23 protein-coding genes, 3 tRNA genes and 1 pseudogene are annotated in these 26,777 nt (G+C 63.9%); 10 read left to right on the forward strand and 17 right to left on the reverse strand.

What is annotated here, in order from left to right:
- Positions 1-154: 154 nt before the first annotated feature.
- Together MTR66_RS03835 and MTR66_RS03840 are read right to left on the reverse strand one after the other, a co-directional pair.
- Positions 155-2,539 (reverse strand): TonB-dependent receptor, encoded by a 2,385-nt coding sequence (locus MTR66_RS03835; RefSeq protein ID WP_243918094.1) that lies wholly within the window; start codon positions 2,537-2,539, stop codon positions 155-157.
- Between the two features lie 345 nt (positions 2,540-2,884).
- Positions 2,885-3,592 (reverse strand): response regulator, encoded by a 708-nt coding sequence (locus MTR66_RS03840; RefSeq protein ID WP_243918095.1) that lies wholly within the window; start codon positions 3,590-3,592, stop codon positions 2,885-2,887.
- A gap of 165 nt (positions 3,593-3,757) precedes the next feature.
- Between MTR66_RS03840 and MTR66_RS03845 the strand changes: the two genes are divergently transcribed.
- From MTR66_RS03845 to MTR66_RS03855, 3 genes are all read left to right on the forward strand, one after another.
- Positions 3,758-4,441 carry an outer membrane protein gene (locus tag MTR66_RS03845; protein WP_243918096.1) on the forward strand — a complete coding sequence of 228 codons (684 nt, stop codon included), beginning with the start codon at positions 3,758-3,760 and terminating at the stop codon, positions 4,439-4,441.
- Positions 4,442-4,534: 93 nt separating this feature from the next.
- Complete coding sequence (locus tag MTR66_RS03850) at positions 4,535-5,221, forward strand: DUF3313 domain-containing protein (RefSeq protein ID WP_243918097.1); 687 nt, start codon at positions 4,535-4,537, stop codon at positions 5,219-5,221.
- A gap of 128 nt (positions 5,222-5,349) precedes the next feature.
- The gene (locus tag MTR66_RS03855) at positions 5,350-6,462 is read left to right on the forward strand and encodes a HAMP domain-containing sensor histidine kinase (RefSeq protein ID WP_243918098.1); all 1,113 of its coding nucleotides are present in this window, start codon (positions 5,350-5,352) and stop codon (positions 6,460-6,462) included.
- Between the two features lie 6 nt (positions 6,463-6,468).
- Here MTR66_RS03855 and MTR66_RS03860 read toward each other — a convergent pair whose 3' ends face one another.
- The 7 genes from MTR66_RS03860 to MTR66_RS03890 form a co-directional block, all read right to left on the reverse strand.
- Entirely contained in the window at positions 6,469-8,733 is a 2,265-nt protein-coding gene (locus MTR66_RS03860) for a TonB-dependent receptor (RefSeq protein ID WP_243918099.1), read from the reverse strand.
- On the reverse strand, positions 8,711-9,679 hold the full coding sequence (locus MTR66_RS03865; protein WP_243918100.1) for a FecR family protein: 969 nt from the start codon (positions 9,677-9,679) through the stop codon (positions 8,711-8,713). The genes MTR66_RS03860 and MTR66_RS03865 overlap by 23 nt, the downstream gene beginning before the upstream one ends.
- Positions 9,680-9,752: 73 nt before the next feature.
- Entirely contained in the window at positions 9,753-10,283 is a 531-nt protein-coding gene (locus MTR66_RS03870) for an RNA polymerase sigma factor (RefSeq protein ID WP_243918101.1), read from the reverse strand.
- Positions 10,284-10,429: 146 nt separating this feature from the next.
- A tRNA-Pro gene (locus MTR66_RS03875) sits at positions 10,430-10,506 on the reverse strand.
- Positions 10,507-10,534: 28 nt separating this feature from the next.
- Positions 10,535-10,610: transfer RNA gene (locus MTR66_RS03880), tRNA-Ile, on the reverse strand.
- A 66-nt stretch (positions 10,611-10,676) separates the two neighbouring features.
- The gene (locus tag MTR66_RS03885) at positions 10,677-11,681 is read right to left on the reverse strand and encodes a polysaccharide deacetylase family protein (RefSeq protein WP_243918102.1); all 1,005 of its coding nucleotides are present in this window, start codon (positions 11,679-11,681) and stop codon (positions 10,677-10,679) included.
- Positions 11,682-11,771: 90 nt separating this feature from the next.
- Positions 11,772-13,556, reverse strand: coding sequence for a sensor histidine kinase (locus MTR66_RS03890; RefSeq protein WP_243918103.1), 1,785 nt, complete (start codon positions 13,554-13,556; stop codon positions 11,772-11,774).
- Between the two features lie 252 nt (positions 13,557-13,808).
- Here MTR66_RS03890 and MTR66_RS03895 point away from each other — a divergent pair, with 252 nt between their 5' ends.
- Together MTR66_RS03895 and MTR66_RS03900 are read left to right on the forward strand one after the other, a co-directional pair.
- Positions 13,809-14,276, forward strand: a complete 468-nt coding sequence (locus MTR66_RS03895; protein WP_243918104.1) for an Lrp/AsnC family transcriptional regulator — start codon at positions 13,809-13,811, stop codon at positions 14,274-14,276.
- A 44-nt stretch (positions 14,277-14,320) separates the two neighbouring features.
- Complete coding sequence (locus tag MTR66_RS03900) at positions 14,321-14,845, forward strand: hypothetical protein (RefSeq protein ID WP_243918105.1); 525 nt, start codon at positions 14,321-14,323, stop codon at positions 14,843-14,845.
- Here MTR66_RS03900 and aroQ read toward each other — a convergent pair.
- Complete coding sequence (gene aroQ, locus MTR66_RS03905) at positions 14,809-15,246, reverse strand: type II 3-dehydroquinate dehydratase (protein ID WP_243918106.1); 438 nt, start codon at positions 15,244-15,246, stop codon at positions 14,809-14,811. The genes MTR66_RS03900 and aroQ overlap by 37 nt on opposite strands.
- A 163-nt stretch (positions 15,247-15,409) precedes the next feature.
- Positions 15,410-16,163: pseudogene (locus MTR66_RS03910) on the reverse strand (IS5 family transposase).
- 717 nt (positions 16,164-16,880) lie between these two features.
- On the opposite strand from MTR66_RS03910, the gene MTR66_RS03915 reads away from it, so the two are divergent.
- Positions 16,881-17,645: a class I SAM-dependent methyltransferase gene (locus MTR66_RS03915; protein WP_243918107.1), complete on the forward strand. Its 765-nt coding sequence runs from the start codon at positions 16,881-16,883 to the stop codon at positions 17,643-17,645.
- 187 nt (positions 17,646-17,832) lie between these two features.
- Here the strand turns inward: MTR66_RS03915 and MTR66_RS03920 are convergent, their stop codons facing one another.
- Positions 17,833-18,246, reverse strand: coding sequence for a holin family protein (locus MTR66_RS03920; RefSeq protein ID WP_243918109.1), 414 nt, complete (start codon positions 18,244-18,246; stop codon positions 17,833-17,835).
- A 119-nt stretch (positions 18,247-18,365) separates the two neighbouring features.
- Positions 18,366-18,442: transfer RNA gene (locus MTR66_RS03925), tRNA-Pro, on the reverse strand.
- Positions 18,443-18,737: 295 nt separating this feature from the next.
- On the opposite strand from MTR66_RS03925, the gene yajC reads away from it, so the two are divergent.
- The 3 genes from yajC to secF all read left to right on the forward strand — a co-directional run bounded on the left by yajC (position 18,738) and on the right by secF (position 21,753).
- Positions 18,738-19,073, forward strand: a complete 336-nt coding sequence (yajC, locus tag MTR66_RS03930) for a preprotein translocase subunit YajC (RefSeq protein WP_243918111.1) — start codon at positions 18,738-18,740, stop codon at positions 19,071-19,073.
- 67 nt (positions 19,074-19,140) lie between these two features.
- On the forward strand, positions 19,141-20,754 hold the full coding sequence (gene secD, locus MTR66_RS03935; protein WP_243918112.1) for a protein translocase subunit SecD: 1,614 nt from the start codon (positions 19,141-19,143) through the stop codon (positions 20,752-20,754).
- A gap of 12 nt (positions 20,755-20,766) precedes the next feature.
- Positions 20,767-21,753, forward strand: coding sequence for a protein translocase subunit SecF (gene secF / locus MTR66_RS03940; protein ID WP_243918113.1), 987 nt, complete (start codon positions 20,767-20,769; stop codon positions 21,751-21,753).
- 72 nt (positions 21,754-21,825) lie between these two features.
- Here secF and MTR66_RS03945 read toward each other — a convergent pair whose 3' ends face one another.
- Entirely contained in the window at positions 21,826-23,052 is a 1,227-nt protein-coding gene (locus MTR66_RS03945) for a glycosyltransferase (protein WP_243918114.1), read from the reverse strand.
- A 22-nt stretch (positions 23,053-23,074) separates the two neighbouring features.
- Positions 23,075-23,647, reverse strand: coding sequence for a helix-turn-helix domain-containing protein (locus MTR66_RS03950; RefSeq protein ID WP_243918115.1), 573 nt, complete (start codon positions 23,645-23,647; stop codon positions 23,075-23,077).
- Positions 23,648-23,739: 92 nt separating this feature from the next.
- Between MTR66_RS03950 and MTR66_RS03955 the strand changes: the two genes are divergently transcribed.
- Positions 23,740-24,219 carry a DUF6456 domain-containing protein gene (locus MTR66_RS03955; RefSeq protein WP_243918116.1) on the forward strand — a complete coding sequence of 160 codons (480 nt, stop codon included), beginning with the start codon at positions 23,740-23,742 and terminating at the stop codon, positions 24,217-24,219.
- Between the two features lie 76 nt (positions 24,220-24,295).
- Here the strand turns inward: MTR66_RS03955 and MTR66_RS03960 are convergent, their stop codons facing one another.
- Together MTR66_RS03960 and MTR66_RS03965 are read right to left on the reverse strand one after the other, a co-directional pair.
- Positions 24,296-24,508: a hypothetical protein gene (locus MTR66_RS03960; protein ID WP_243918117.1), complete on the reverse strand. Its 213-nt coding sequence runs from the start codon at positions 24,506-24,508 to the stop codon at positions 24,296-24,298.
- A 346-nt stretch (positions 24,509-24,854) separates the two neighbouring features.
- On the reverse strand, positions 24,855-26,651 hold the full coding sequence (locus MTR66_RS03965; RefSeq protein WP_243918119.1) for an ABC-F family ATP-binding cassette domain-containing protein: 1,797 nt from the start codon (positions 26,649-26,651) through the stop codon (positions 24,855-24,857).
- Between the last annotated feature and the right edge of the window lie 126 nt (positions 26,652-26,777).

Below are 26,777 nucleotides of genomic sequence, written 5' to 3' on the forward strand. Positions count from 1 at the left end.
TACAGTGCACAGGCTCTCATGCCCAGAGCCTGCACTCTTGATGATGCGCGCCTGAACATTTGATCATGGCGCAGGCGCTGTTCAAGCCATGAAAAAGGGCGCGGCGGCTTTCGCCGCCACGCCCCCTTCCTGTCGGCTGACAGGTCTGTCTGGGTCAGAACTTGTAGCCGAAGGATACGATCACCTGCCGCGGCGGGATGTAGGTATGCATGACCTGCGCCGAACCGTAAGGGTCCGAAAAGCGCGAGTTCACGCCGTTCTTGTCGAACAGGTTGACGACGCGCAGGGTGATGTCGGTGTTGGTGCCTTCGGGCTCGTACTTCGCCATCAGGTTGACCTGGGTGTAGGACGGGGTGAGATCGACCGCGCCTTCGTTGAACAGGCGGTACTGATACTTGCCGCGATAGATAAGCTGGGCACGGCCGGTGAATTTGCCGGGGCCGATATCGCCGTTCCAGGTCGCCGCGAGGCTGCCCTGCCAGCGCGGCAGCTTGGGCACGCGATTGCCCTTGATATCGGCGCGGGCCGCATCGCGGGCCAGAACGGCCGGGAAGAAGTTGGTCCAGAACAGATAGTCCGGATAACCCGCCGCGATCTGCGCGGCAGAGGCCGCCGCCGGGTCGAGCGCGTCGTAGTGCGAGGTGAACTTGCCTTCCAGCCACGATCCCGAGGCATCGATGGTGAAGTGCTCGGTCGGTGCCCAGGTCGTTTCCAGCTCGATGCCGTAGACGCGCGCCTTGGGGGCATTGCTGATGCCTTCGCCGTAGAGGATGGGATCTTCCTCAAGGAACTGCATGTTCTTGTAGTTGTAGAGGAAGGCCGAGGCGTTGACCTGCAGGGTATCGTCCAGGAACCGGTTTTTCGAACCGACTTCGAACGAATCCACGGTTTCCTGCTTGTAGGCAGGCAGGATCGAATAGGCATTGCCTGCCGCTGCGGAGTTGTTGATGCCGCCCGGCTTGAAACCGCGCGTCCAGCTTGCATAGAGCATGTTTTCCGGGGTGAACTGGTATTCCAGTGCGACCTTGCCGGTCCAGGCATGGTTGGACAGGCTACCGGTGCCCGCAGGCTGCAGATAGGCGCCCGAGGACTGGCTGGCGGTCCCGCCGGCCACGCTGTCGAACGTGCCCGATGCCTTGTCGTGATTGTAGCGGGCACCGGCGGTCAGCTTGAGCTGGCTCGTCAGTTCGTAGGTGCCCTGAGCGTAGAAGGCGTAAAGCTCGCGCGTGATCGACGAGAGTTCGGCATAGCTCAGAGGGATCGTGTCCGGATCGTCGTAAGGCGTGCTGACAGGCAGGGCCGGGCGGAGGAAGTCATCGTCCGAGCCATTGTATTCGTTGATGTACTGGCTGTTTTTCGAATGCAGGTACACGCCGCCCGCTACCCAGGAGAACGGTCCGTTGCCGTTGGAGGTCAGGTTGATTTCCTGGCTCCAGCTCTCCGTGCCGGACTGCCACAGCGGCACGTGGTCATAGCTGTATCCGGTGAAGGAAACCGGGCTGTAGGTCTGGGCGAAGAACGCCGAGGTATCGAGGCCGTCGGCATCCCAGGCCTGTTCGGAATGCAGCTTCTGATAGCCGGTGATCGATTTGATGACGGCAAACGGCGTCTCGTAGCGCATCGTGCCGGAGTAGAACTGCGTCTTGACCTTGGAGCGGCCCGGATAGTCCTGTGTCAGCACGCGCGGATCGGGCTCGGGATCGAGCAGGTTCTTCTGCGCCGGGCCGTGGGTGTCGCTGTCGTACTGGATCGTGTTCAGCGTGATCGAGAAATTCGACGTGGGAGACCACTTCGCGCCCAGGCGCCAGCCGGTGTTGTCCTCGTCGTCGAGGCCGTATTTGGCGACGCCGGGCACTTTGGTGGCATGGGCATAGCCATCGTGCTTGGTGAACTGGATCGCGCCGCGCACCGCCAGCGTGTCGCTCAGCGGCACGTTGAGAGCGGCATTACCTTCCTTGTAGTTGTAATTGCCGATCCCGGCGCTGACATTGCCGCTCAGCGCATCGGCGGAGGGTTCGTTGGTGACGACGTTGATCGTGCCGCCGGTCGATCCCTGGCCGAACAGCGTGCCCTGCGGCCCGCGCAGCACTTCCACCTGCTTCACATCGATGAAGGCGGCGCTCGCGGCGATCGAGTTGAAGATATAGACGCCGTCGATGTGATAGGAGACGCCCGGCTGGGTATTGGTGTTTTCGGGCGTTTCCGAACCGATGCCGCGGATCGAGATGATCCGCTCGCCGCCGCCGCTGCGCGCGACGACAAGGCCGGGGACCGAGCCGTTGAGGCCGGTAATGTCCGTGATATTGGCGGACTTCAGCAGTTCCGAAGTGACGGCGCTGACAGAGAGGGGGGCATCCTGCAGGCTCACGTCGCGGCGTTCGGCAGTGACGACGATATCGGTGATACCGGAGCCGCTGTCGCTGGCGGCAGCCGTAGCCGCGGTGGCGTCCGCATCGGCAGCGCGGGCGGTTCCCGCTGTGAAGGCGAGCAGCGAAGCGCTGCAGGCCAGGGCATGGACGAAATGAGACTTGCTGATCATGAAAAGCTCCCCGAGTCTATGCGTCAGAACCATTCCCGGCACGCGGCTCATCGTTGTTGATTTTGACCGCTTGCCGGAAAATCTGGCGCCTGCGGGGCTCCCGGTCTTGTGCAACTGCGAATAAGTACTTGACTGGAGTCCCCTGCGGCAGGGGCGGAAGGGAAGCGAAAAGCCTCCCGTTTCCGGGCATTTTCCGGCGATTCGCGGCCGGTGGGGAGTTTCGGGCGGTGTTGCACTGCCGCAGATTTGCGCAATGGCGCCTCGTATCAAGGAAATGCAACACGCATGAACAAGAACCGGGCGTGCCGTTGTGCGGCACGCTTGCATGCGCCGCCGCCGGGATCGCTACGGCTTGACGGCCACGTCGCTGCAGAGCCGGTAGCCGATGCCTCTGACGGCCTCGATCAGGTCTGTGCACCCGGCAGCGGCCAGCTTGTGCCGCAGTTTGGACAAGTGGCTGTCAATCACGCGGTCGTAGGCGTCACTGTCGGGCAGGGCGGCTTCCAGCAGTTCCGCACGGGAAAAGGCGCGGCGGGGCTGGCGGGCCATATGCGCGAGGATCGCGAATTCGGCCGGGGTCAGCGGCAGGTGCACGTCCCGGTCCATCTCCGCGTCGCGATATGTGGCCAGGCGCTCGTCGAGTTCGACCAGCAGCTTGCCCACGGCCAGCGTGCGCTGCCCGGTCATGCGGCTGGTACGGCGCAGGACGACGCGGATGCGTTCCACCACTTCGGCGGGATTGAAGGGCTTGAGCACATAGTCGTCCGCACCGATCCGCAGCGAGGAGAGCTTGGTGATATCGTCCTGCACGGCGGAAACCATGATCACCGGGGTTTCGAACCGGCGGCGGATCGCGGTCAGGACTTCGATGCCGTCTCCTCCCGGCAGGCCGATATCGAGCAGGACGAGCTGCGGACGCAATTGCGCGTGCATGCGGATCGCCTCGTCCACACTGGCCGCCCGCGCCACTTCGAAACCGGCGCGGGTGACATAGGCGATCAACACTTCGGCGATCTCCTGTTCGTCTTCGACTATCAGAATGGGCTGTTTCATACGGGTCTCTTGGTAGGGCAGATGGCGCAGAAGTGTTGAGCATTTGTGGAGATGGGGATTCACGGTTCCTCCACAAACCCTCCAACGCGCATTGACTGGCCGGGGCCAGAGAGGGGTTCGACGCCAGCCATGGGGGCTGGTGACGATCCTCAAGGTTCCTACGATATGCAGCTCAACACCTTTCATGCCTCGCTGCTCGGTTTCGCGGCACTGGCCGCCACAGCCGCGGCACCGGTTCAGGCGCAGGACGATGACGGCCACGGCATTTACGGCGTCGCCCGCGCCGGTGCCTCGTTCCAGCCCAAGCAGACGCTCGACGGTTCGGACTTCGATGTGTCCGACACTTTCGAGAAGGATACCAAGTACAAGAGCGGCCTCACTGGCGAGATTGGCGCGGGTTACGATTTCGGTATCGTCCGCGTCGAGCAGACCATCGGTTACACCCGGCACAATCCCAAGAACCTCGATCTGGGTGATCTGGTGGGCGATGGCAGCTTCAATGCCTACAATCTCAGCCTGAATGCCTTTGTCGATCTGCCGGTCAGCAAAGTCTTCGTGCCGTTCGTCGGCGGCGGTGCGGGCGTGGCCCGGGTCGATGCCGACCTGGCCCGCGCCGATACCGTAGCGAACCTTTCGAGCAGCTATTCGGGCAAGGACTGGGGCTTCATGTGGCATGCCGATGCCGGCATCGGGGTGCGTCTTTCGTCCAAGGCCACGGTGGAACTGGGCGCCCGCTACACGCGGATCAGCAGCCTGAAGTTCGATGGCCAGAACAACGGTGAAGCGGCCGTCTTCGATCCGAAGATGAGCACGCTCTCGGGCACGCTGGGGCTGCGCTACAGCTTCTGAGCGCCCGAGGGGCAGCCGCGCGGGCATGCGCCCCCGCTCCCTCTCGCGCGGCTGCCCGAACGCGGCTTTCCACGAAACCAAGGAACCCTATCCATGCGCAGACTTCCCATCGCGGCAGCCGCAGCCCTGGGGCTGGCCGGGTGCGCAGGACCGCAGCCCGTCGTGTACTCGGACCTCGAATCCGCCTCCCATCTGCGGCCCAGCGCGGATGATGATAACGGGCGCATCCCTTATGCCTATTCGGTGCCGGTCAACTGGCGGCGCTACTACCGGATCATCATCGATCCGGTGCAGGTCTACAAAGGGCCGGACGCCCAGTTCGGCAAGATCCCGCCGCGCGGGCAGGACTATCTGGCGCATTACATGCAGGAGCGCTTCACCAAGCGGTTGTCCCGGGATTTCGAGATTGTCCGCAAGCCCAGGCCGTCCACCTTGCGGCTGAAGCTGACGCTGACCGGCGCGCATCCGACCCCGCCGGTGATCGGCACGTTCTCTCACTTCGATCTGGCGGGCGGCCCGTACAATGCCGTGCAGGGCCTGCGCGGCAAGCCGGGCATGGTTTCGGGCGCTGTGATGTATGCCGTCGAGATCCACGACGCGCGCAGCGGCCGTCTGCTCTATGCCCAGGTCACCAAGCAATATCCCGGTGCCCTGAACATCGGCGCCAGTTTTGGCGCGATGAAGGCCGCGAAGAAGGGGATCGACAAGGGCGCGGACGAACTGGCCGAGCAGATCACCCGCAACGAACCGGGGCTCGCGCAGGATGACCGGCAGCGCTGAGCCGTTCTGCCTGGGGCAGGCGGCAGGCTGCCCGCCACGTGCGGCGGATGGCGGTTTTTAGGTGGTAGGGCGGCGGCGAGGGCGCGCCGTCTCTTCCCGGCAAGCGATAGAGACTTGTCGGGAACGCCATGAAACACACTGTTCTGCTGCCGCAATCCAATCACGCCCTCGCTACGCCGCAGGGCTGGCCTCTCGCGGCGGGCCGCCACCGCCGCCGCCTGTACCGCCCCTCGTACCGCCACAAGACACGGGCCGCCGCCGATCGGGCGGGCATGCGCGCCGTGGCCGTGCTGGGCGGCGTCTCGGCGGCGTTCGGCATGGCTGTCTATTGGAGCGGACCGTTCGTGCTGGTGCAGGCGGGGCTGCTGGCGCTTGTGCTGGCGGCTGGGCTGGTATTGCTCCGGCTGCGTTCCTGCGTGAACGCGGTTACGGCAGCGGCGGCCCGGATATCGGATGGGGATCGCAGCGTGCGGGTTCCCGGGTCGGGGCTTGGCCGGGGCCTGGCCCGCGAAGTGGATGGCCTCATCCGCAGTTTCAACGGCATGGCTGCCGCGCTCGACGCCAGCGAGCGGGAACGCGCGCAAGTGGCGGCGGGCGTCAGCCATGAACTGCGCACACCGCTGACGATCCTGATGGGCCGCCTTCATGCCATCCGGGATGGCGTGATCCCCGGTCAACCAGCCGAAACCGAGCGCCTGCTGCACCAGGTCCAGCACATCCTGCATATCGTCGATGATCTGGACGCCATGGCCCATGCCGATAGCGGGCGCATGGCTTTCGAATGGGAGTACGTCGATCTGGCGGAAGTGATCCGCCCGGTGATCGCAGACCTGCAGCCGCTGCTGGCGCGGCACGGCCTGACGATCCGGGCAGGCTATTGCGGTGCGCGGGTCTTGGGTGACCGGCACCGGCTGCGGCAGGTCTTCACCAATATCCTGACGAACGCGGCCAAGCACTCGCCCGAAGGCGGCCGCATTACCGTCGCGCTCGATGTGCGGGACGGCAATGCGGAAATCAGCGTGACGGACGAGGGGCCCGGCATCGCGCCCGCCGATCTGGAAAACGTGTTCAAGCCCTTCTGGCGCTCGGCGGCCTCGCGCCGCAGGCCGGGATGCACGGGGTCCGGCATTGGCCTCGCGCTGACCGGCAAGCTGATGCGGGCCCATGGCGGCCATGTCGAGGCGGCGAACCGTCCGGACCGCTCCGGCGCCTGTTTTCGCGTGGTGCTGCCGCTGGCGTGAGGGCGGTCAGAACCGCCGGTCGATGCGCAGGATTGCCGTGCGCGGACGGATCGGCGTGTGCTGGGTGGTTTGCCGGTAGGTGAAGGGATTGCCGAAAGCGAAACTGTCGGCTTTGCTGTTCAGCAGGTTGGACAGGCTCAGCACCACGCGCCAGCCGCCCGTTTCCGCCGAAACACCGGCGTTCATGATATAGCGCGAAGGGATCGTGAGCGGCCGCTGGGGATCGAAACCCAGCCGGGTTGAAGACCAGTAGTTGCCCGAAAGGTATGCCCCCAGCTGCCAGTCGCCGAAGGTTCCGTTCCAGCCGGTTTGTACCCTGCCGGACATGTCGGGAAGCACGGGAAGCCGGGGATCGGAAATGCCCGCAACAGTTGAGATCAGACGCCCGTGTTGCGCCGTCATGGCCGCTTCGAGCGTGAATCCGCGCCATTTCGCCCTGGCATCGAGCTCGATGCCGTAATTCGTGGCCGTGCCGACATTGGTGGTGATGACAAGGCCGTCCGTGCTCACCCGGTCGCTCTGCACACGGTTCCAGCGCAAGGTGAAAGCTGTGGCGTTCAGGGTCAGCGCGTCGCCGGGCAGCGTCAGGCGGCTGCCCAGTTCCAGGCTCTGGAGATGGTCGGCCTTGAATGTCGTCAGCGTGCCGGAACTGTCGATGCTGCGCCCTCCCGGCCGGATGGCGCTGGAATAGCGCAGCCAGGCCAGCGCGCCCGGCCCGGCATGCCAGGCCAGTGTGGCGCTGGGCGTTACGCCGAAAGTCTTGATGCCAGGGCCCGACGTGTCGAGCGGATTGTCGTAGATCTGGGAAATGAAGGCGCGACCGCCGAACGTCAGGTCAAAGCTATCGATCAAAGGCTGCCGGTATTCGCCGAAAGCCGCCGCTTCCAGATTGAGACCGGCAAGCTGCCGGGCCAGCGTCTCCTGCGCTTCCGTGGCGGCGAAAACGCCCTTGGTCACGCTGATCGTGTCTGTCACGGAAACACCCGCGATCCATTTGTCCGGGCGGCTGAGACGGAATTCCTGGTTGATGAGGTAGATGTCGCGCTGTTCGCGGTAGGCGAGCGGCGTATCGAGACCGCGCGATGCGGCCACGCTGCTGGCATCGTAGGCAAGATTCAGGTGGTTTGATTCAATCGCCGTCGTCGATAGGAAATCCAGCCCGCCGATAGGGCCGTTGGCCTCCAGCCGGACAAGGAAGAAGCGATTGTGCGCAGGCTCCGCGATGGCCGCCGTGTGCGTATAGCCTTGCGTGGCATATTGGCTGTCGCGGCTGCGCAGCCCTTGCGCGGCCACGGACAGGTCAACGGTCCAGCCTTCGCCGGGGACCCAGCGCAGGTCGGCCCGCCCGCCGGTCCGGCGCGACCGGTTGATGTTCCTGCGGCCGCGCGCGGTGTCGGTAATCCACCCGCCGGTGGTGTCGGTATAGGCGGCCGCGCGCAGAGCCAGCTGTCCTTCGGCCAGCGGCACGTTCGCATAGCCTTCCAGCGCGCCTCCGGCCGCGCCGCCCTGAGTTGTGGTTCCTTCCACGGCGATGTCCCCGCCGAAGCTGTAAAGGTCCGGCCGGTTGGTGACGATGCGGATGATCCCGCCCAGCGCACCGCTGCCGTAAAGCGTACCCTGCGGGCCGCGCAGGATTTCCATCCGGTCTATGTCCACCAGCCGCAGGTCGGGATCGGGCAGGGCGAAATTGATCCGCGAATCGTCGAGAAACAGGCCGACGGTGGACTGGGTCGGTCCATTGAACGGGCTGTCCGCCACACCGCGCAGGAACAGCCTTTCGCGTCCGGGGCCGAGATTGGTGGAAAAGACGCCGCCGGTTTCCGCCGCGATGTCGCTGGAACTGCGCGCGGGCGAAGAGAGGCTGAAATGATCGCCGGGAATGACGGATATCGAGGCCGGAACATTCGCCGGATTCTCTTTGACCTTGCGCGCTGTGACGACGATTTCGACGGGAGGCGCCGGTTTCGGAGGCGGCCCTGCGGCCGCTGGGCGAGGGGTGGGGCGCGGTTTCGGCTCTAGCCGCCAGATGCCGGGCGCGGCCTGCCGGGCCTGCCAGCCGCTGCCCGTCAGCAGCCGCCGCAGCGCCTCGCCGGGGGGCATCCGGCCCTTTACCGCGGGCGTCCGCAGCGCGGGCAGGGGCCCTTGGGTTGCGATCGAGATCCGGGCCTGCCGCGAAAGGGCGTCCAGCGCATCGCTCAGGCGACCGGCGGGCAGGTCTATGGCAACGGCTGGCTGGGCCTGTGCGGTTTCAACGCCCAGGCTTGCCGGCAATATGCACAGCGTCACCTTCGCCGCGCACTTCCACCGGAAGATAGGCTTCGATCTGCTGGAGGAGGTCCGCGCGGCCGCGGATGAACAGGACGCCGGAGAGCTTGAGGCCGGCAACCGAAGGATCGACATAGATGGGATCGGCCGTATAGCGGGACAGGTCCGAAGCGACCAGGGAAAGCGGGGCATTGTCGTAGATCAGGCGGCCTTCCCGCCAGGATGCCACGGACGTGGCGGCAATATTGCGGACCGTCACCTGGGCGCCTGCGGCATCGAGTCTGCGCCCGGCCGCCAGCCGCACCGGATCGTGCCCGGGCCACGAGACATCGACCAGCCCTTGCGCAACAGCCACGGAAACGCCGGTTTCGCGCCGGGTAACGGCAAAGCGTGTGCCGATGTCGCGGATGCGGTAGTCTCCGGCGCCGATTTCCAGCGGCTGGCCGCCCGCATGGCGCACATCCACGTAGATCGCGCCGCGGATCACATCGACATGTTCGCCGCGCCCGGTCTCCACCGCGATCCGGGTGCCCCGGTCCAGCTGGACTTGCGTGCCGCTGGCCAGCGCGATCCGCCGGGGGGCGTCCTGCGCGGTGTAGTAGACCGGATCTTCAGGCCACAACTGGCGGACGGCCGGAAAACTCACCAGCGCGGTCAGGACCGCCGCGATCGCGCCGCCCGCAATCCACCGGCGGCGCGTGCTGGCCGGGCGTCCGGCGGCGTCCGGGCTGCTGTCGTCGTTGGCGGGGGACAGGGGCGCTGCAGGGGCGTTGTCCCGGCCCCAGCGGGTGAAATCGTCTTCCAGCAGGGCGATCTTTTCGTAAGCCGTATGATGTTCGGGGGCGGCGTCCAGCCATTGCGCGAAAGCGTCCCAGTCGGCATCGCCGCCAAGGACGCGCGCGTGCCATTGCGCTGCCTGCGCCAGCACTTCTGCGTGATCCTCGTCGTTCACCGTACAGCCCTCTCTCGCGCAAGCGGCGCAGCCCTTGGAGGGGAGACGGCAAGCCTCGCCCGTTTCCCTACCTTCATTCCGCAAATTCCTTGGCCAGATGGCGCAGGGCGGTGCTCATGTTCTTTTCCACGCCCTTGCGCGATATGCCCAGACGCTCCGCCACGTCCTTGTGGCTCAGCCCTTCGATCCTGTGCATGCGAAAGACCCGCGCTGCGGCGGGCGGCATCGATTCCAGCGCGCTGGCGAAGCGCTGGTGCTGCTCGCGCGCCAGCAATTGCGCGATCTGAGAGGGGCTTTCGTCCACCAGATCCTCTCCCAGCCGCGTCGTGGCGGCTTCGCTCCAGTCCTGTTCGCGCCGGGCCCGCCGCTGGCGCTCGCGCATGCGGTCGATCACGATGTTGAGGCCGATGCGGTGCATGTAGCCCAGCGGATCCGCGATGGGGCCGGTCCCGGCACTGTCCAGCCTGAGGTAGATTTCCTGCACGATGTCTTCCGCCTCATGCGGGTCGCGCGTGCGGCTGGTGAAGAAGCGCACCAGCCGTTCCCGGTTTGCAAGGAATGCGGCAGCAAGGCCGGACGCGGGCCTTGGAGTGTTTCCGCTCACGCTATGCGGGCCCTGTCAATTGCACCGGGGAATTGCGTTCTCATCCGACTGTCAGGAAAGTTCGTACCCGCAATGGGCTAGCGGCCGCAGATCAAAACCGCAAGCCGAAGCGGGACCGGTGGAAGGCAGGGCGTGGGAAATCGAAATGGTCGGGGAGACAGGATTCGAACCTGCGACATCCTGCTCCCAAAGCAGGCGCGCTACCGGACTGCGCCACTCCCCGACCCTTCGGGCGTGTATATCCACGGTGGTGGTGGGCCCGGCAGGATTCGAACCCGCGACCTAGCCGTTATGAGCGGCCAGCTCTAACCGCTGAGCTACAGGCCCCAACCGCCGTGCGCCCGGCGGTACACGAACCGGCCGGGTGGGAGCCCGTTAGCTTGGCTTGCGCGATCAGGCAAGCGTCACGGACGTCATGATGTCGGCAACGCTGGCCGGTTTTACCCCGCGCTGTGCCAGATGGCCGAAAAGCGTGCGCCACCAGCCGTACAGTTCATCGAGATCGTCGTCCGTGCGCACATAGGGTGTGTGCCCCGGCGCCAGTGACGGGCTGTGGAAGGAGAACATCAGCACCGGCAGCCCTTCGTCGATGGCGATATCAACGCCGCGCAGCGCTTCTTCGGCCGTGATTCCCTCCGGCGTGAGGGGGATTCGTTCGAGCAGGCCGGTGCGCGCCAGCATGCCGCGCATGGCAGGTGTGCGCCACAGATGCGGGTAGATCACATTGCCCATCTGCCGCAGCGGTCCCCAGTAGACCGTGGTCAGCGGCAGTTCGAGCAGGCTGCGTTCCGCATCGGCCCAGTAGGGATGCAGCGGATGGTCGCGGTAGTTCGGGCCGCCCGTTCCGCTGTAATCGAATCGCGAGCGCACCGATGTGTCGATGGCGATGCCGCATTCGCGCAAGATCTCTCCGGTTCGCGGACCCAGGCCATAACGGCCCGCACGGTAAATTCGCGGGGCCACGCCAAAGGCCTGTTCGATCCGGTCGCGCAGCGCGTGGAACTTTGCCTGCTCCAGCTCAAACGGCAGGTTTCCGGCATAGCTGTTGAATTCGGTGACCTCTTCCTCGAACGGAGGGCTTACCCAGGGATGGAGTTGCACGCCCACTTCGGCGCGGCCCTGCGTGACGGCATCGCCGATCGCCTCGGGCGCGTAGGGGGAGCAGGCGACCGGGTAATCGATCAGATAGGTGGGGACGACGCCGAAGCTTTCGCAGAACTGCTGGAACTTGCGCAGCGCGGGTATCGTGATGACACTGTGCTTGTGCCGGTCGAGCGGGGCGGTCCAGTCGAACTCCTCTTCGGTATCGACGGTAACGATGAAACGTTGCCCGAAATCCTCGCGGAAGACGGCCTTTGCCTCCGGTTCAGGTGTTTCCAGGAGATTGAGCTCTAGCATTAGCTGACTGTCCCTCCGGTTCGCGCTGCCCTGACGCTAGCCTGCTCCCCTTGAGAAATCGTCACCAGGCAAGGACTGCAAGGAATTGAATTACTGCGAATAACCCTCTGCAAGGTTGGAACTTGCGGGAGTGCCGGCCAATCCCGGCAGTTGCAGGCAGAGGGCATCGCCGTCGCGTTGCAGGCTGCCGCCCGCCGCTGCGGCTTCCGCTGCGGCAAGGCGCAGGGTGAAACCGGTGCCGAACATCCCGGCCGAAAGCGGCTGTCCGCGCTCGCCCGGTTTTGTGCCGAACAGTTCCCCATCCTCGCGCGCGGTGAGCGCGGCGGGAAGCGCAACGCGAACCGTGACGCTGCGGCTACCGGCCGACCAGGTCAAAGCCAGCGGTTCTTCCGGCGCCGTGGCGCCTGCCAGAACGGCAAACAGACGCCAGACCAGGCGGTTGACCTCCACGCAGTCGAACGGCACCGGCAGCGCGCCCGGAGCCGCGCCGGGATCGACTGCGAACCCGCTATGGCGCGGGCCGGTCCATGAATGCAGGCGGCCAATGATTTCGGCCAGAACCTGCGCCAGATCGCATTCGCCCGCTTCCAGCTGCAGCGCGCCGGTTTCCAGCTTCACCAGCCGGTCCAGTTCCTCGAACCCGGCAAGGATATGCGCGCAATCGCTGGCGATGGCGGCGGCCAGGGCGCGGTATTCGTGCGGGGCAGGGCCATAGAGCTGTTGCTGCACGATTTCCGCGGCCACCTGGATGGCATTGGCCGGGGTGCGCAGTTCGTGAAGAATCTCGCGCATGCGCCCGGCCTCGCGCCGTGCCACGGCGGCAGCCTCATCGGCGGCGCGGGGGCGGGCGCGGCGCAGACGGCCGCAGTATCCGGTGAAGTGCCCGTTGGCCGGATCGAAGCGCGGCACGGCATCGACATGCCACTCGCCGCTGACGGCCGGAGCGCCGTTGACGCACAGGCGCGCCGCGCGCAGCGGCTGGCGCTTGCGGATGGCGGCGCCGGGGCCGGGCGAGGGGGCGGTGTCGTCATCGTTCGCGGCAAGGTTGAGACCGAACACCGACGGCGCGAAGGGCCCGTCTGCCCAGTTGATCCGGCCTTCCGTATCGGTGGCGAAGTCGATGGCTTTTGCGCGCCGGTCCGCGGCCGGAACGGTATCGCCTAGCGGCAGGCGGGGCGCATCGGTGCCCGAAGCGGGATGCCCATGCGATTCGCGCGCCTTGCGGAATTCCTCGATGCGCCGGACGATCGCGCCGATTCCCGCTTCCGCAGAGGCCGACTGTTCCGGAGACGAGGCGGCCGCTTTTGCGCGGGCCGCTCGGGCCTGCGCCCATTCGTGCAGCGAAGTGGGTGCCGGGGGATCCTCGATCATGTCGAGCAGTTCCAGCACGTCGCCGGAGATATAACTGTCGTCTTCGGCTTCGGTGGCCACAGTGGCGGGCGGAAGCCCACGGTCGTGCACGCCCAGCCGCTCCAGCAGAGCCTCGACAGGCGCGGAGAGGTCCCGGCGGTGGCGCAGGATGCCGCGGGCCCGCACCGGCAGCTCGGGAATGAGCGCAAGCCATTCGGAGTCGCGAAGCTGCGCGGCGGCAATGGCCGCGCTGGCGACACCGGGTTCCGCCTGCGCGAGAATCGCTATCAGTCTGGGATTGGTAATGGGCTGGAGTGGCTGGCGCAGCAGCCGGGCCTGATCGGCGGCGGGAATGCGTGTGGACAGGACTGCCAGTTTCGCGAATCCGGAGTCGAGCGCTTCGGATGCGGCGTCTGCAGGCAACCGCCCCAGAATATCGATGAGCTGACGATACTGGATACGCGCAAGGCCATCCCCGGAATCGGGAAGGCGCAGGACCGTATCCAGGCGATCGTCGAAGTGCATTGGAACTCCAGAGGGCCCGGCTGGCTATGCTAACAGCCATATACAGGCAAGGAAACTTTGCATTTTACCCACGCCGTTTGGCCGGGGAAGTCTTCCTAATAGCAAAGCCGTGGATGATCGGAAGCGTTCGCTATGCAGCGTTGCAAAGCGGGACGATTACGCTAAGGAACAATAATATTACCGTGTGCTGGCGTTTTCGATGTGGATATTGCATTGAAGTTGGAGCGAGGGGCACTCGCCAGGGAATTTATAATGATCAATCTCGATGAAATCGACCGCCGCCTCCTTGCCGAGCTGCAGGCGGAAGGGCGGATTACCAACGTGGAACTGGCCCAGCGCGTGGGGCTCACCGCGCCGCCATGCCTGCGCCGGGTGCGCAGTCTGGAGGAAGCCGGGATCATTCAGGGCTATCATGCCGATCTCGATGCCTCCAAGCTGGGTTTCACGATCACGGTTTTCGCGCTGGTCAGCCTGAAGAGCCAGGCGGAAGAATCGCTGCGCGCTTTCGAAGACCACATGAAGACGCTGCCCGAAGTGCGCGAATGCCACATGCTCAATGGCGAGATCGACTTCATCTTGAAGATCGTTAGCCGCGACCTGCAGAGCTTCCAGGAATTCCTGACCAGCAAACTCACGCCCGCGCCGAATGTGGACAGCGTGAAGACCTCGCTGACGATCCGCACGTCGAAGAGCGTGCCAGGCGTTCCGCTGGAAACGTGAGGCCCGGAGCGATTGCGTAGCGATTTCGTGCTGACTGGATTGTGATGAAACGGCGGCGGCTTTTCCTTGTGTCGTTGGCCGTGATGCTGGCGGGCGCGAATCTGTGGTTCTTCCTCGTGCACCGGCCTTCGCCGCCGAAGCCGGACTTCGAACTGGGGGCTACGCTCGCCTCGATCGGGGTGGGCCGTGCGGAATGGGATACGGTGCCACAGTTCGATTCCGCCCGGAAACAATGGCTCGTGAAGGGGAAGCCCGTTCGCGATCTGGTCCCGCTCCTTCGCACACCCCTCGGTGATACCAGTTCTATCGCGGGTCAGCCGGTTCTCGTGGCCAGGTTGTCCCGGGAGGCCGGAGCGCAGGATGTCAGGCGGGCCCTGTTGTCCCTTGCCCGGCAAGGGATCTGCAATGTCGCGATCTGGGGTGGCGGCGAGGCAATTGTATCTGGCACATCTGGCGGGATGGTGGACATCCCGGTGCACGCCATCGTTTCGGTGGGCGACGGCGAAGGCCGCCGCCTGACCTGCACGCAGCGTCAAAGCGCGGCGGCGGCTTCCAGCGCCAGCAGGTAGCTCTGCGCGCCGAAACCGGCGATCGTGCCCTTGGCCGCCTGTCCCACCCACGACGTATGCCGGAACGGCTCGCGCGTGTGCGGGTTGGACAGATGGACTTCGATCACCGGCACCGAAATCGAGCGGATCGCATCGAGCAGCGCCACCGACGTATGGGTATAGGCCCCGGCGTTGAGCAGCACGGCATGGGCGCTTTCGTCCTGCGCTTCGTGCAGCCAGTCCACAAGGTGGCCTTCGTGGTTGGATTGGCGCATCTCGATTTCGCAGCCGAGCGCCTCGCCGCGCTCCACCAGCAGCGCGGCGATATCGTCCAGCGTTTGCGAGCCGTAGATCTCCGGCTCGCGCTTGCCCAGCCGGTTGAGATTAGGCCCGTTGAGGACATAGACCAGCTTGCTTGCCATAGTTCGTGAAATCCCCGGGAAGCCGTTGAAAGACCGCGCCGGCCTTTTTAGCGGCCGCGCGGGTTGGCGCAAGCGTTGCTGCCGGGCTTCGTTACCGTTGTTTGCGCCGGATACGGAGGCGATTAGAGTGATCGCCGTATGTTCGAGGTAGAGCGTAGGCTCATTAATTGGTGCACCATATGCGTGCGCAGAGGAGCTTGAAGGCGGCGAGGTAGTTTTCTGGATCCTTGCCGTATCGGGGTGCTATGCCCTGGAATTGTTTGATCCGGTTGAAGAAGCGTTCGATGAGGTTGCGCTGCTTGTAGAGCCAGGGCGAGAAGCCGAAGCGCATTTTACGGCTGGAACGGTTGGGAATGTTGGCCCAGATATCTCGCGCGGCCGCGGCGTCTCGGACTGCGGCTTTGTCGCCCAAGAGGGTGGCACCTGCATCGTGGACCTGCCCGCCGGTCAGCCTCAATCCGATAGGACGTCCGCGAGCATTGGCAAGGGCGTGGAGTTTGCTGGTGTGGCCGCCCCTGGAACATCCCGTGCCACGATAACAGGATCCCCCTTTTTACCCGTCGCACCATGCTGGTGGACGCGGACACAGGTGGAATCGATCATGACCAGATCACCATCGTAATCGGCCTAGACGGCTGGCAGAAGCCGATCCCAGACACTGCCCTGCGCCAGCGCACGAACCGGTTGTAGCAAATTGTTGAGGGTGCATAACGCTCTGGAACTTCGGCCCAGGTTGCACCAGACTGGAAGCGCCACATGATACCGTTGAGTACTCTGCGATCATCCACCTGCGCCACGCCGCGCGGTTTATTGGGAAGCAAGGGCTCGATGATTACCCATTCCCGATCCGTCAGTTTGTAGCCCGCCGTGCCATCAAGCTTCCATCGCAACGGAAAGCCTGAATCACGCAGAATCATAAACCTTAAGGCCATTTATGAGTTTACGGCCTAGTGTGGTGGAACTGAAGTTCGCGTCACTATTTTCCGTCATCCCCGCGCAGGCGGGGATCCTGCTTTTTGCAGCATAGCGTAAAAAGGTAGCGGGGCCCCCGCCTGCCCAAAGGGCAGTTTATCCTGAGCGGCCGACCTGTCGGCCAGCCGAGGGGCGGGGGCGACGAATTATGACACGAACTTCGTTTTCACCAGACTAGTATCCGCTGCGTCGCGTTCGGCTATCCCAGCGTGTGGCGGTTTCTAAAAGAGGGCTTCGCGGCGATCCGCTGCACTCAAACCGCGAGCTTGGAACGATCAGGGGGGCTGTTGATATCGCGATTGCAATCATACAGCGATGGTTAACGTGATGTATTTTTACAATAAAAAATCTTTTTAATCATGGAGATGGGTGAGTGTTGCGACAATTAATTCGACATATACTAATACAAATAGTAGCTTGCACAACACTGGTGAAATCTTGCGTGCGTGAAGCGGTAGAGTGAGGGGTGCTCGCTTAATATCGCGGAGAGGGCTCTGGGGCTGTTTTTGTACCCAGTGATGGTCAGTGATGCGCAGCCTGCGTCCACTAAAGCACTGCTGATATCGTTGCGTACTATGTTGTAGTAAGGCTGGTTAGCGCTGAAACTATTCTCAATTATTTCTATAATTTACTTTCTATAACAAGAGGTGGTTATGGTTTTTATGAGCTCTGATGCGCAGCAGGAGCATAGTGACAGGGGTATTACGGAGGCGTTCTTCCCGGAGGCTAAGATTGATGGATTTAGCCGGTATGACGGAACTCTTTTATTTTATTCCAAAGTGAAGTCGCTGCTAAAAAAAGATGATATTGTTCTTGATTTTGGCGCGGGGCGGGGAGCGGGGGCGAGCCACTGCCGGTCAAATTATATTAAGAGTCTCCAAAATTTCAAAGGCGAATGTGCTGAAATTCATGGTTGCGATGTGGATCCTGTCGTGAAGGACAATCCGTATCTTGATGAGGCTAGAATTCAGGAGGTGGGAGGGGCTCTTCCTTATGAGAAGGATTTTTTTGATTTAATTGTTTCTAGCTGGGTTTTTGAGCACATTGAAGACCCCCGGCAGGTGGCTAGTGAATTGATTAGGGTGCTAAAGCCGGGGGGGTATATTTGCGCCAGAACTCCTAACAAATTTGGCTATATATCGTTCTTTTCTCGTCTTTTTAGAAATAAATACCATGCGTATTTTCTGAAATTCATACAGCCAGAAAGAAATATTGAGGATGAATTTCATACTTATTATAGGATGAATTCGAAGAAAGACATAGAGAAAATTTTTGGTGATACGTGCGATGTGGTGGTTTTTTCCTATTCGGCAGATCCTTCGTACCACTTTAATAGTAAAATTATTTATTGGATTTTTACTGTGATTCACAAGTTAACCCCGTCAGTGTTTGGGGCTGCTATTTTTATATTTCTTAGGAAGAGATAGTTCTGTAATCTAGTTTGTGAGGTAAAGATGGTGGGCGTTGGCTTTAGGAGAGTTTTCTGACGCTGCCCGCGCCCGGTCGCTTGTGATATCCGTGCGGTGTGAAACTGTTGGATCAGGGCGCCCCATTGGCGAGGAAAAAAGGCGGGGGGCGCACGTGCCTCGATAGAATACAGCGCGTTTTGGCGGCTTAGCGGTCCGAGCCTTTGACCTTGCCCCACTGGCGCATCGCCGAATATCCCAGATAACCAGTGCCGAAGAGCGCGTAGAGCGGCTCTGGAATCGCGGCTAGGTAGGCGCTGATGCCGGAAGAAATGGCCTTGGCCGTGCCGGGGCTGAACGCGCTGACAAGCCCCATCGGCAGGGCCCACAGGATCATGATATACATGACGTAGAGAAAACTGGGACGCGCGCGGCTGGTCCACGGATCGCTTGATCGGGCCTCGGCGACTATCGCCGAAAGGCTGGCGCGCAGCATGTCCAGTTCCTGTGAATTGCCGAGCTTGAGCAGTTCCAGCTTGGCCCGGTCGCGGGCTTCGGGATCGGGGATCACCTTGTCGATGATGCGGGTGACGGGACCGAGGATCGAATCGAGCAGAGGCATGGGCGAGACTTCCGTTTCCGGTTAGTGACTCACGAATAGATAACCATATAGGTTTGTGTAGGAAAACGCTTTTCCGAAAGCGGCCGCAATCTGCGGAAAACATCGTCTTTCGGAAAAATTGGTCGGGACGAGAGGATTCGAACCTCCGACCCCCACACCCCCAGTGTGATGCGCTACCAGGCTGCGCTACGTCCCGACCGGAGCGCGGCCTATAGGCACCTCGTGCGATGAACGCAAGCGGGTCTGGAAAAAGTCTTTTGCCATCCGAAAGGGGCGGCTTGAACTCGCTGTGCGGGGGCCTATCTGCCGGTGCATGCGCAGGCGGACGGAAAACGGCGCACGCGTTGCCAGTGCGGCGCTTTGTTGCTAACCGCCCGCATCCGGAAAAGTCAGGTTGTTGTTTTCCGGGTGAGCTGTGCGGCATATGGGATGCCGTGTGCAGGCTCCCCGAAGCCGCCAACCGGCTGAACACGAGAAGGCCCCTCAGTTCAATGCAGACCTCGATTCTCAACCAGCTTGCCGCAGCCGTTCCCGCGGGGGCGCCGCCGGCGTGGATTCAGTACTTGCCGTTCGTCGCCATGGGCCTGATCTTCTGGTTCCTCATCCTGCGTCCGCAGATGAAGCAGCAGAAGGAGCACAAGGCGAAGCTCGGCGGGCTCAAGAAGGGCGATGAAGTGCTGACGGGCGGCGGTTTCGTCGGCAAAGTGCTCAAGGTTGACGAGAACTACGCCGAAGTGGAGATCGCACAGGGCGTGAAGGTCAAGGCGCTCAAGTCCACGATCGTCGATGTGATCCCGCCCGCCGGATCCAAGCCCGCGAACGACTGAGCTTCGCGACGCAGAAGTTTCCGGGGCTCTCCGGTGCGGGAGCCCGATTGGAGAGAAGCTACAGGCAATGCTCGAATTTCCTACCTGGAAGAAGCTCTGGTACTGGGGGCTGACGCTTGCCGTCGCTGCTGCCGCGCTGCCTTCCCTGTTTTCCGTATCCGGGCTTCCGTGGCCCTCCGCGCTCCCCAATCCGCAGGTCAGCCTCGGGCTTGACCTTGCGGGCGGGAGCCACATCCTGCTCGAAGCCAATGAAAAGCAGGTCGCCCAGCAGCGCCTTGAGAACATGGAAGAGTCCGTACGGGGCCGTTTCAAGCTGGCCAAGCCGCGCATCCGCATCGGCGATATCTCCAGCGCGGGCGGCCGGTTGAGCTTTCTGCTCAAGGATCCCTCGCAGGTCGATGCCGCGCGGGAGGAAATCCTGCCGCTCACCACCGGCGCCGGGCTCACCGGCCAGCGCGACTGGGATATCGCGGTCGAGGACGGCAGCCGTTTCGTGCTGACGCCGACTCGCGAAGGGCTGGCGCAGGCCGTGTCCAACGCGATGGATTCGGCGATTGAGGTGATCCGTAAGCGTATCGACGCGCTCGGCACCCGCGAACCGACGATCATCCGCCAGGGCGAGAACCGCATTGTCGTGCAGGTTCCCGGCCTCGACGATCCGACCGCGCTGAAGGAACTGCTCGGCAAGACCGCCAAGCTCGAATTCAAGCTGGTTGACGAGACTGCCGCGCCGAACGACGTTAAGCAGGGCATTGCCCCTCCGGGCGACGAGATCGTGCCCTGGGCCGATCCCAATGCTCCCGGTTCCGGCGGCGTTCCGGTGATCGCGGTCAAGCGTCTGGGCGGCATCAAGGGCGATCAGCTCACCAATGCCAAGCAGGCGTTCGACAGCCGCAACAATACGCCGGTCGTCTCGATCACGTTCGATCAGCAGGGCGGAGCCAAGTTCGCCAAGCTGACCAGCGAGAACGTCAACAAGCGCTTCGCCATCATCCTCGACGGCAAGGTGCTCTCCGCCCCCAGCATCAATGAGCCGATCCTGGGCGGCAGCGCGCAGATCCAGGGCAGCTTCTCCGTGCAGTCGGCCACACAGCTCGCCATCGCGCTGCGTTCGGGCGCGTTGCCGGTCGATCTTACCGTGGTCGAGGAACGCACCGTAGGGCCTGACCTGGGCGCCGACTCGATCCGCAAGGGCCTGATCGCCATGGGCGTCGGTTCGGGGCTGGTCGTGCTGCTGATGATCGCGGTCTATGGCCGTTTCGGCATCTATGCGACGATCGCGCTGATCTTCAACCTGATGATGATCCTCGGCGTCATGGCGGTCATGGGCACGACCCTGACGCTGCCAGGCCTTGCCGGTTTCGTGCTCACCATCGGTGCTGCGGTGGACGCCAACGTGCTGATCTACGAACGCATGCGCGAGGAGCGCAAGAAGGGGCGGCGCGTGATCGCGGCGGTGGAGAACGGCTACAAGGAAGCCAGCCGCGCGATCTATGACGCGAACATCACCAACTTCATCGCGGGCGTGCTGCTCTTTGCCTTCGGCTCGGGCCCGGTGCGCGGTTTCGCGGTGGTTCTCATCATCGGCCTGTTCACTTCGGTCTTCACCGGTGTGACGCTGACCCGCATGTGGGTGGCCGACTGGCTGCGCAAGGCGCGGCCCACCGAACTGAACGTGTAAGGGACTGCTGCCATGCGTCTACTCAAGCTTGTCCCCGACAACACCAACATCAAGTTCCTGCGCTGGCGGGTGCCGTTCTACGTGGTCAGCATGATCCTGATCGCCGCGAGCTGGGGCCTGATCATGAACAAGGGGCTGAACTACGGCGTCGATTTCGCCGGCGGCCAGGAAATTGAGGCCACTTTCACCAAACAGGCCGCCGCGCCCGTTGCCGCCCTGCGCGAGCAGGTGAGCAAGCTGGGGTACGGTGATCCGGTGATCCAGCGCTTCGGCGCGCCCAACGAAGTCTCGATCCGCACCAAGCTGCCCGAAAGCGCCGAGGGTAACCCCGGCGCGGCCGAGGCGATCTCCAAGAAGATCATCGCCACCATCCGGGCGGGCAATCCCGATGTGCGGATCGAAAGCGTCAGCACGGTGTCGGGCAAGGTCTCGGGCGAATTCCGCCAGACCGCGCTTTACGCGCTGGGTGCGGCGATGCTGGCGATCTCGATCTACATCTGGGTCCGCTTCGAATGGCAGTTCGGCGTGGGCGCGCTGTTCGCTCTGTTCCACGACGTGTCGCTGACGCTGGGCATGTTCGCGCTGTTCCAGCTCGAATTCAGCCTGCAGATCATCGCCGCGATCCTGGCCATTATCGGCTATTCGCTCAACGATACGATCGTCGTTTACGACCGTATCCGCGAGGATCTGAAGAAGTTTCGCAAGATGCCGCTTCCCGAGCTGCTGGACATGTCGGTGAACGAGACGCTGGCGCGGACCGTGATGACGTCTGCGACGCTGCTGGTGGCACTGATCCCGCTGCTGTTCTTCGGGCCGGAAAGCCTGTTCGGACTGACCGCGGCGATCGTGCTCGGCATCTTCGTGGGTACGTACAGCTCGATCTACATGGCCGCGCCGATCCTGATCTGGCTGGGCGTGAGCGGAGACAGCTTCGTGCCCACCGAATCGGCGGTGGACCGGCAGGAGCGTCTGGCGCGCGAACGCAGCGCCAAGCCCTGAACCATCGGTAACAGACTGGTTCGAAAGCCCCGGAGCCGTAAAGCGCGGCTTCGGGGCTTTTCGTTTAACGGCCTACCAGGCGCCTGCGAGATGTTCCTCGGCGCCGATGGGCATGCCTTCCAGAACGTCGCTCCAGAAGCGCACGATATTGCGGGCGCTGATGCCCCAGCTGAAGCGGCTGACGTTGGCGGCGACGTCCGCCTGGCTGGGCGGATCGGCCAGAATCGCGGTTACCGCTTCGGCAATGCTTTCAGGCGTGCGCGATATCAGGCGCCCGGCGCTCTCGTCCTTCACGATCTCGCGGGCACCGCCGATGTCGGGGATCACGATGGGCGTGCCGCAGGCAAGGCCCTCGATCCAGACATTGGCGAGCCCCTCGCTGGCCGAGGGCAGCACCAGCACGTCCGCGGCGCAAAGCACATGCGGCAGCGCGTCGTGATCGACGAGGCCGAGGAACTGCACCCGGTCGGCCACGCCCAGCCGTTTGGCCAGGGCTTTGAGGCCGGTCTCGTCCTCGCCCGCACCGGCCAGTGCCAGCCGCGCATCGGGCAAGTGCGTCAGCGCTTCGATGACCAGCCGCTGCCCCTTGCGCGGGATCAGCGCGCCGGGCGTGACCAGCAGCGGCCCTTCGGACCAGATGCCGAGGTTGGGCATGGCCGAGACCAACGCGCGCGCCGCACCGCGCTCCACGGTGTGGAACTTGTCGCGGTCGAGCCCGGTATAGTGCACGCCGATGCGGTCCGCGGGCATGCCAAGCGCGATCATATCCTCGCGCAGCGCCCGGCTGACGGCGAGCAGCCCGGCGGACTGTTCCGCTGCCTTGCGCATTTGCGCCAGCGCGCGCGGACGCTGGCCCCAGAAGTGGATGTCCGCCCCGCGTGATTTGATCGTCAGCGGCAGGCCCAGATCGCGCGCGATGATCGCGGCCGCAGGGCCATCGGGGAAGAAGAACTGCGCATCGACCAGATCGAAGGGCTTTTCCGCGTGCAGCTTGCGCGCCAGCGGCAGCACGGCCGAGGCAATGCGCCCCGGATTGGAATCGCCGCCGATCTTGGGGAACAGCATGAAGCGCGGATAGTGAACCTTGAGCCCCACCGCTTCGCTCACCTTCGGGATATCGCGCAGCCGGGCGTAGGGCGGGCGCGTCGACAGCGGCCAGGGCGGCATGCCGATGGGGCTGATCATCGTCAGATCGACATCGCCGCGCGCGACGACCGCGCGCATCTGGTTGCCGACGAAGACGCCGAACGAGGGCTTCACCGGATTCGGGAAGAGCGTGGAAATCGAAAGAATCCGCATGGATAACGCCATTCGTAGCGCTTCAGAGTTTCCTGACAAGCATCTCGGCAACGGCCAGCCACGCGGGATGTTCCACAACCACCTGGCGCTGGCCGCTGGAGGGGGGCAGCAATGCGATGCGATCCCCGTCGCGATCGATCAGACGCCCGAAGGCGAAGCGGCCGCCGGGGCGGGGCGCCAGCACATCGCGGTTCATCAGCCGGGGGGCGTCTTCGGGCGGATACTGGCGCAGCCAGACCTGATCGCCCGCCCGGTACTCGCCGCAGGAGGCCTCCACCACCAGCACCAGCCAGGGGGCATCGGTGGAGAGCGTGTGGGGCAGCATGGGCTCGACGGGGTTGCGCGCGGCCTCGGCGCCCTGATCGCCCAGCACCGCGACAATGCGCGGCGGCTCGCTGTCTTCGCTGCGCAGGAGCAGTTCGGGCTCGACGTCGAGGGCGGCGGCAATCCGGTTCATCCACACGAGCGAAAGGTTGCGCATGCCCGTTTCGAGACGGCCGATGGTCTGCGCTGTGGTCGGCGGCTCGCAGGCGGCGGCAACGTCGGCCAGCGTCATGCCCTTCTGCTTGCGGATGTCGCGGATGCGGTTGATCATGATGGGCCTCGATTTGATAACCTATTTGGTTTTTCTCTTTCCTACAGATAGCCGCGTTTGGCAAGTTTCCCGTTCGTTACAGGGAGACCGTCATGAAGCAGCATCTCGTCGAACGCGAACTGACCAGTGAAGGGCCGTGCCGTTCCGGCTCCGGTCCCCGCCGGGGGCGGCGCAGCGCTACGGTCAATCTGGCCGAATCGCCGCTCACCTGGCTGCATGCGCGCGGGCACCTGACCGACCGGCGTCTGGCGGCGGGCGAGCAGTTGCGCGCCGATTGGGAGCGCGCGCAGCTCGCCCCGCGCGTCACCATGCGCTGGGATCCGGTGCGGGTGTCCGGCGGGCCGGACGCGGAGCTGACGCCCGGCGAGCGCCAGCTTGCGGCCAAGGCGCGGTTCGACGGGGCGATTGCGGCAGCGGGGCCGGGGCTGTCCGACATCCTCTGGCGCGTGGCCTGTGCCGGGGAGGGGCTGCCCTCGGCCGAAAAGGCGTTGGGCTGGCCGGTGCGCAGCGGCAAACTGGTGCTGGGGCTGGCGCTTGACCGGGTGGCGGATTTCTACCGGGTGAGAGGTTGAAGTGTCTCGACTTCGCTTGCCACGAACGGACAGGAGAGCGGTGTTTGCCTCCGCTCGTGCTAGGACGGATCGACATTCAGCCCTGACGGCCTGCAAATGGCGCTTTTGCACGCTTCCGGTGCTCACGTACATGAAGTACGCTGCGCTCCGGCTCGCGCAAAATCACCATTTTCGGCTCGCCATCTTCTGAATGTCGATCCGTCCTAAGCTTGTCGAAGCATGCTGGCGCAACGCCGGCCTCCAGACCCTTCAACAAGCTCAGGGTGAGCGCGGGTGTTTCCAATTCCACGCATCTGGTGCTGGAGGAATGGGATGATCCTCAATGTTTCGTCATCGCGAACCCGCGAGGCGGGTGGAGCCATCCAGTGCGGCGTAAATCGCGCTGGATGGCCGCGCGGCCTGCGGCCGCTCGCAATGGCGATGCTTTCCGGATGGAACGGGCCACAAAGTGACACATCGGAATGCAAGGTGACACATCGCTGCGCGCAAAGTGACACATGGACGGCACAAGGTGACACTTTACGGTCCAAGGTGACAGGTTTTCCCCTTGGACAGTGTAAATCGTGTCAACCGGGTGTCACCTTGTGCATCCCTCTCCGCTCGTGCTGAGCCTGTCGAAGCACGCAGGCGCCGTGTCAGCCTTCGACCTGTTCCGCCAGTTCCAGCCAGCGTTCCTCGGCAGCTTCCTTGTCCGCGCGGGCTTTCTCGATCGCGGCGGTCAGGGCGGCGAATTTCTTGGGATCGCGGGTGTAGAGGGTGGGATCGGCCAGGGCCTCCTCGTCGCGCACGATCGCGGCTTCCAGTTCCTCGATCCGGCCGGGCAGCAGGTCGTAGTCGCGCTGGTCCTTGTAGGAGAGCTTGGTCTTTTTCGGCGGCGGGGGAGGGGGCGGGGCGGCACCTTCGGCCTTCGCTTTGGCCTTGGCAGGCGCGGTGCGCTGCTTGCGCTTGGCTTCCCAGTCCGCATAGCCGCCCGCGATCACATCGATATGGCCCGATCCGTCGAGCCCCAGCGTCAGGTTCACGGTGCGGTCGAGGAAGTCGCGGTCGTGGCTGACGATCAGCACGGTGCCGTCGTAGTCCGAGATCACTTCCTGCAGGAGGTCGAGTGTTTCGAGGTCGAGGTCGTTGGTCGGCTCGTCCAGCACCAGCAGGTTGGAGGGGCGGGCAAATTCGCGGGCCAGCAGCAGGCGCGAGCGCTCGCCGCCCGAAAGCGTGCCCACTTTGGCATCGATCAGGCCGGGATCGAACAGGAAGTCCTTGAGATAGCCCTGCACATGCTTGCGCACTCCGCGCACGTCGAGCCAGTCGCTGCCGTCGGCGATCACGTCGCGCAGCTTCATTTCCGGTTTGAGCAGGCTGCGCTGCTGGTCGATGATGATCGTGGTCAGGGTATTGGCGAGCGTGACAGTGCCTTCGTCGGGCGCCAGTTCGCCGGTCAGGATCTTGAGCAGGGTCGACTTGCCCGCGCCATTGGCGCCGACGATGCCGATCCGGTCGCCGCGCTGGATGCGCAAGTTGAAGTCCTTGAGGACCGTGCGCTGAGTGTCTCCGGCCCCGAAGCGCTTGGTCACGTGCTCGGCAACGATCACCGACTTGGTCTTGCTGCCATCGCCTGCGACGGCGAGCTTGGCGGTGCCGGCGGGGGACATCATGGCGGCGCGTTCGGCGCGCATTTCCCACAGTTTGGCGAGGCGCCCCTGATTGCGCTTGCGCCGGGCCGTGACGCCGCGCTCCAGCCAGTGCGCCTCGATCTTGAGCTTGGCGTCGAGCTTTTCGGCGGCGCGGGTCTCTTCCTTCTGCACTTCCTCTTCCCACGCCTCGAACCCGCCGAAGCCCACGTCCTTGCGGCGTAGCGATCCCCGGTCGAGCCACAAGGTGGCCTTGGTCAGGCGGGTGAGGAACGTGCGGTCGTGGCTGATCACCACGAAAGCGCCGTTGTAGCGCTGCAGCCAGGATTCGAGCCATTCGATAGCGGCCAGATCGAGGTGGTTGGTCGGCTCGTCGAGCAGCAGCACGTCGGGCTCGGAAGCGAGCGCGCGGCACAGCGCGGCGCGGCGCCGCTCGCCGCCCGAGGCGCTGGCGGCCTCGCGCGACAAGTCGATGCCGAGCTGGTCGGCAATCGCCTCCACTTCGTGCTGCTGGGGCGCATCGGGGCCGTGCAGGGCGAAATCGAGCAGGGTATCATGGCCCTTGAAGAACGGATCCTGCTCCAGCGTGACCACGCGCGCGCCGGGCTGGATCGAGCGTTTGCCCTCGTCCGCCTCGACGAAACCGGCGATCAGCTTGAGCAGCGTGGTCTTGCCCGCGCCGTTGCGCCCGATCAGCGCCAGCCGGTCGCGCGGAGCGATATTGATGTCGAGGCCCCGGAAGAGCCAGCCGGAACCCTGGATCAGGCCGAGGCCTTCCCAGCTGAGGATCGGTGCGATTGCCATGCGCGGCCCCTACAAGCGGGGGCAAGGGGCTGCAAGCGGGCGGCGAGAGCCGGAGGCGTGGATGGCGTGGGAAAGTGGCGTGGGAAATTGGCAACAGGTGAACCTGTCTGCCACCTTCCCGCCACA

The sequence above is a fragment of the Novosphingobium beihaiense genome (genome assembly GCF_022832375.1).
GTDB lineage: Bacteria > Pseudomonadota > Alphaproteobacteria > Sphingomonadales > Sphingomonadaceae > Novosphingobium > Novosphingobium beihaiensis.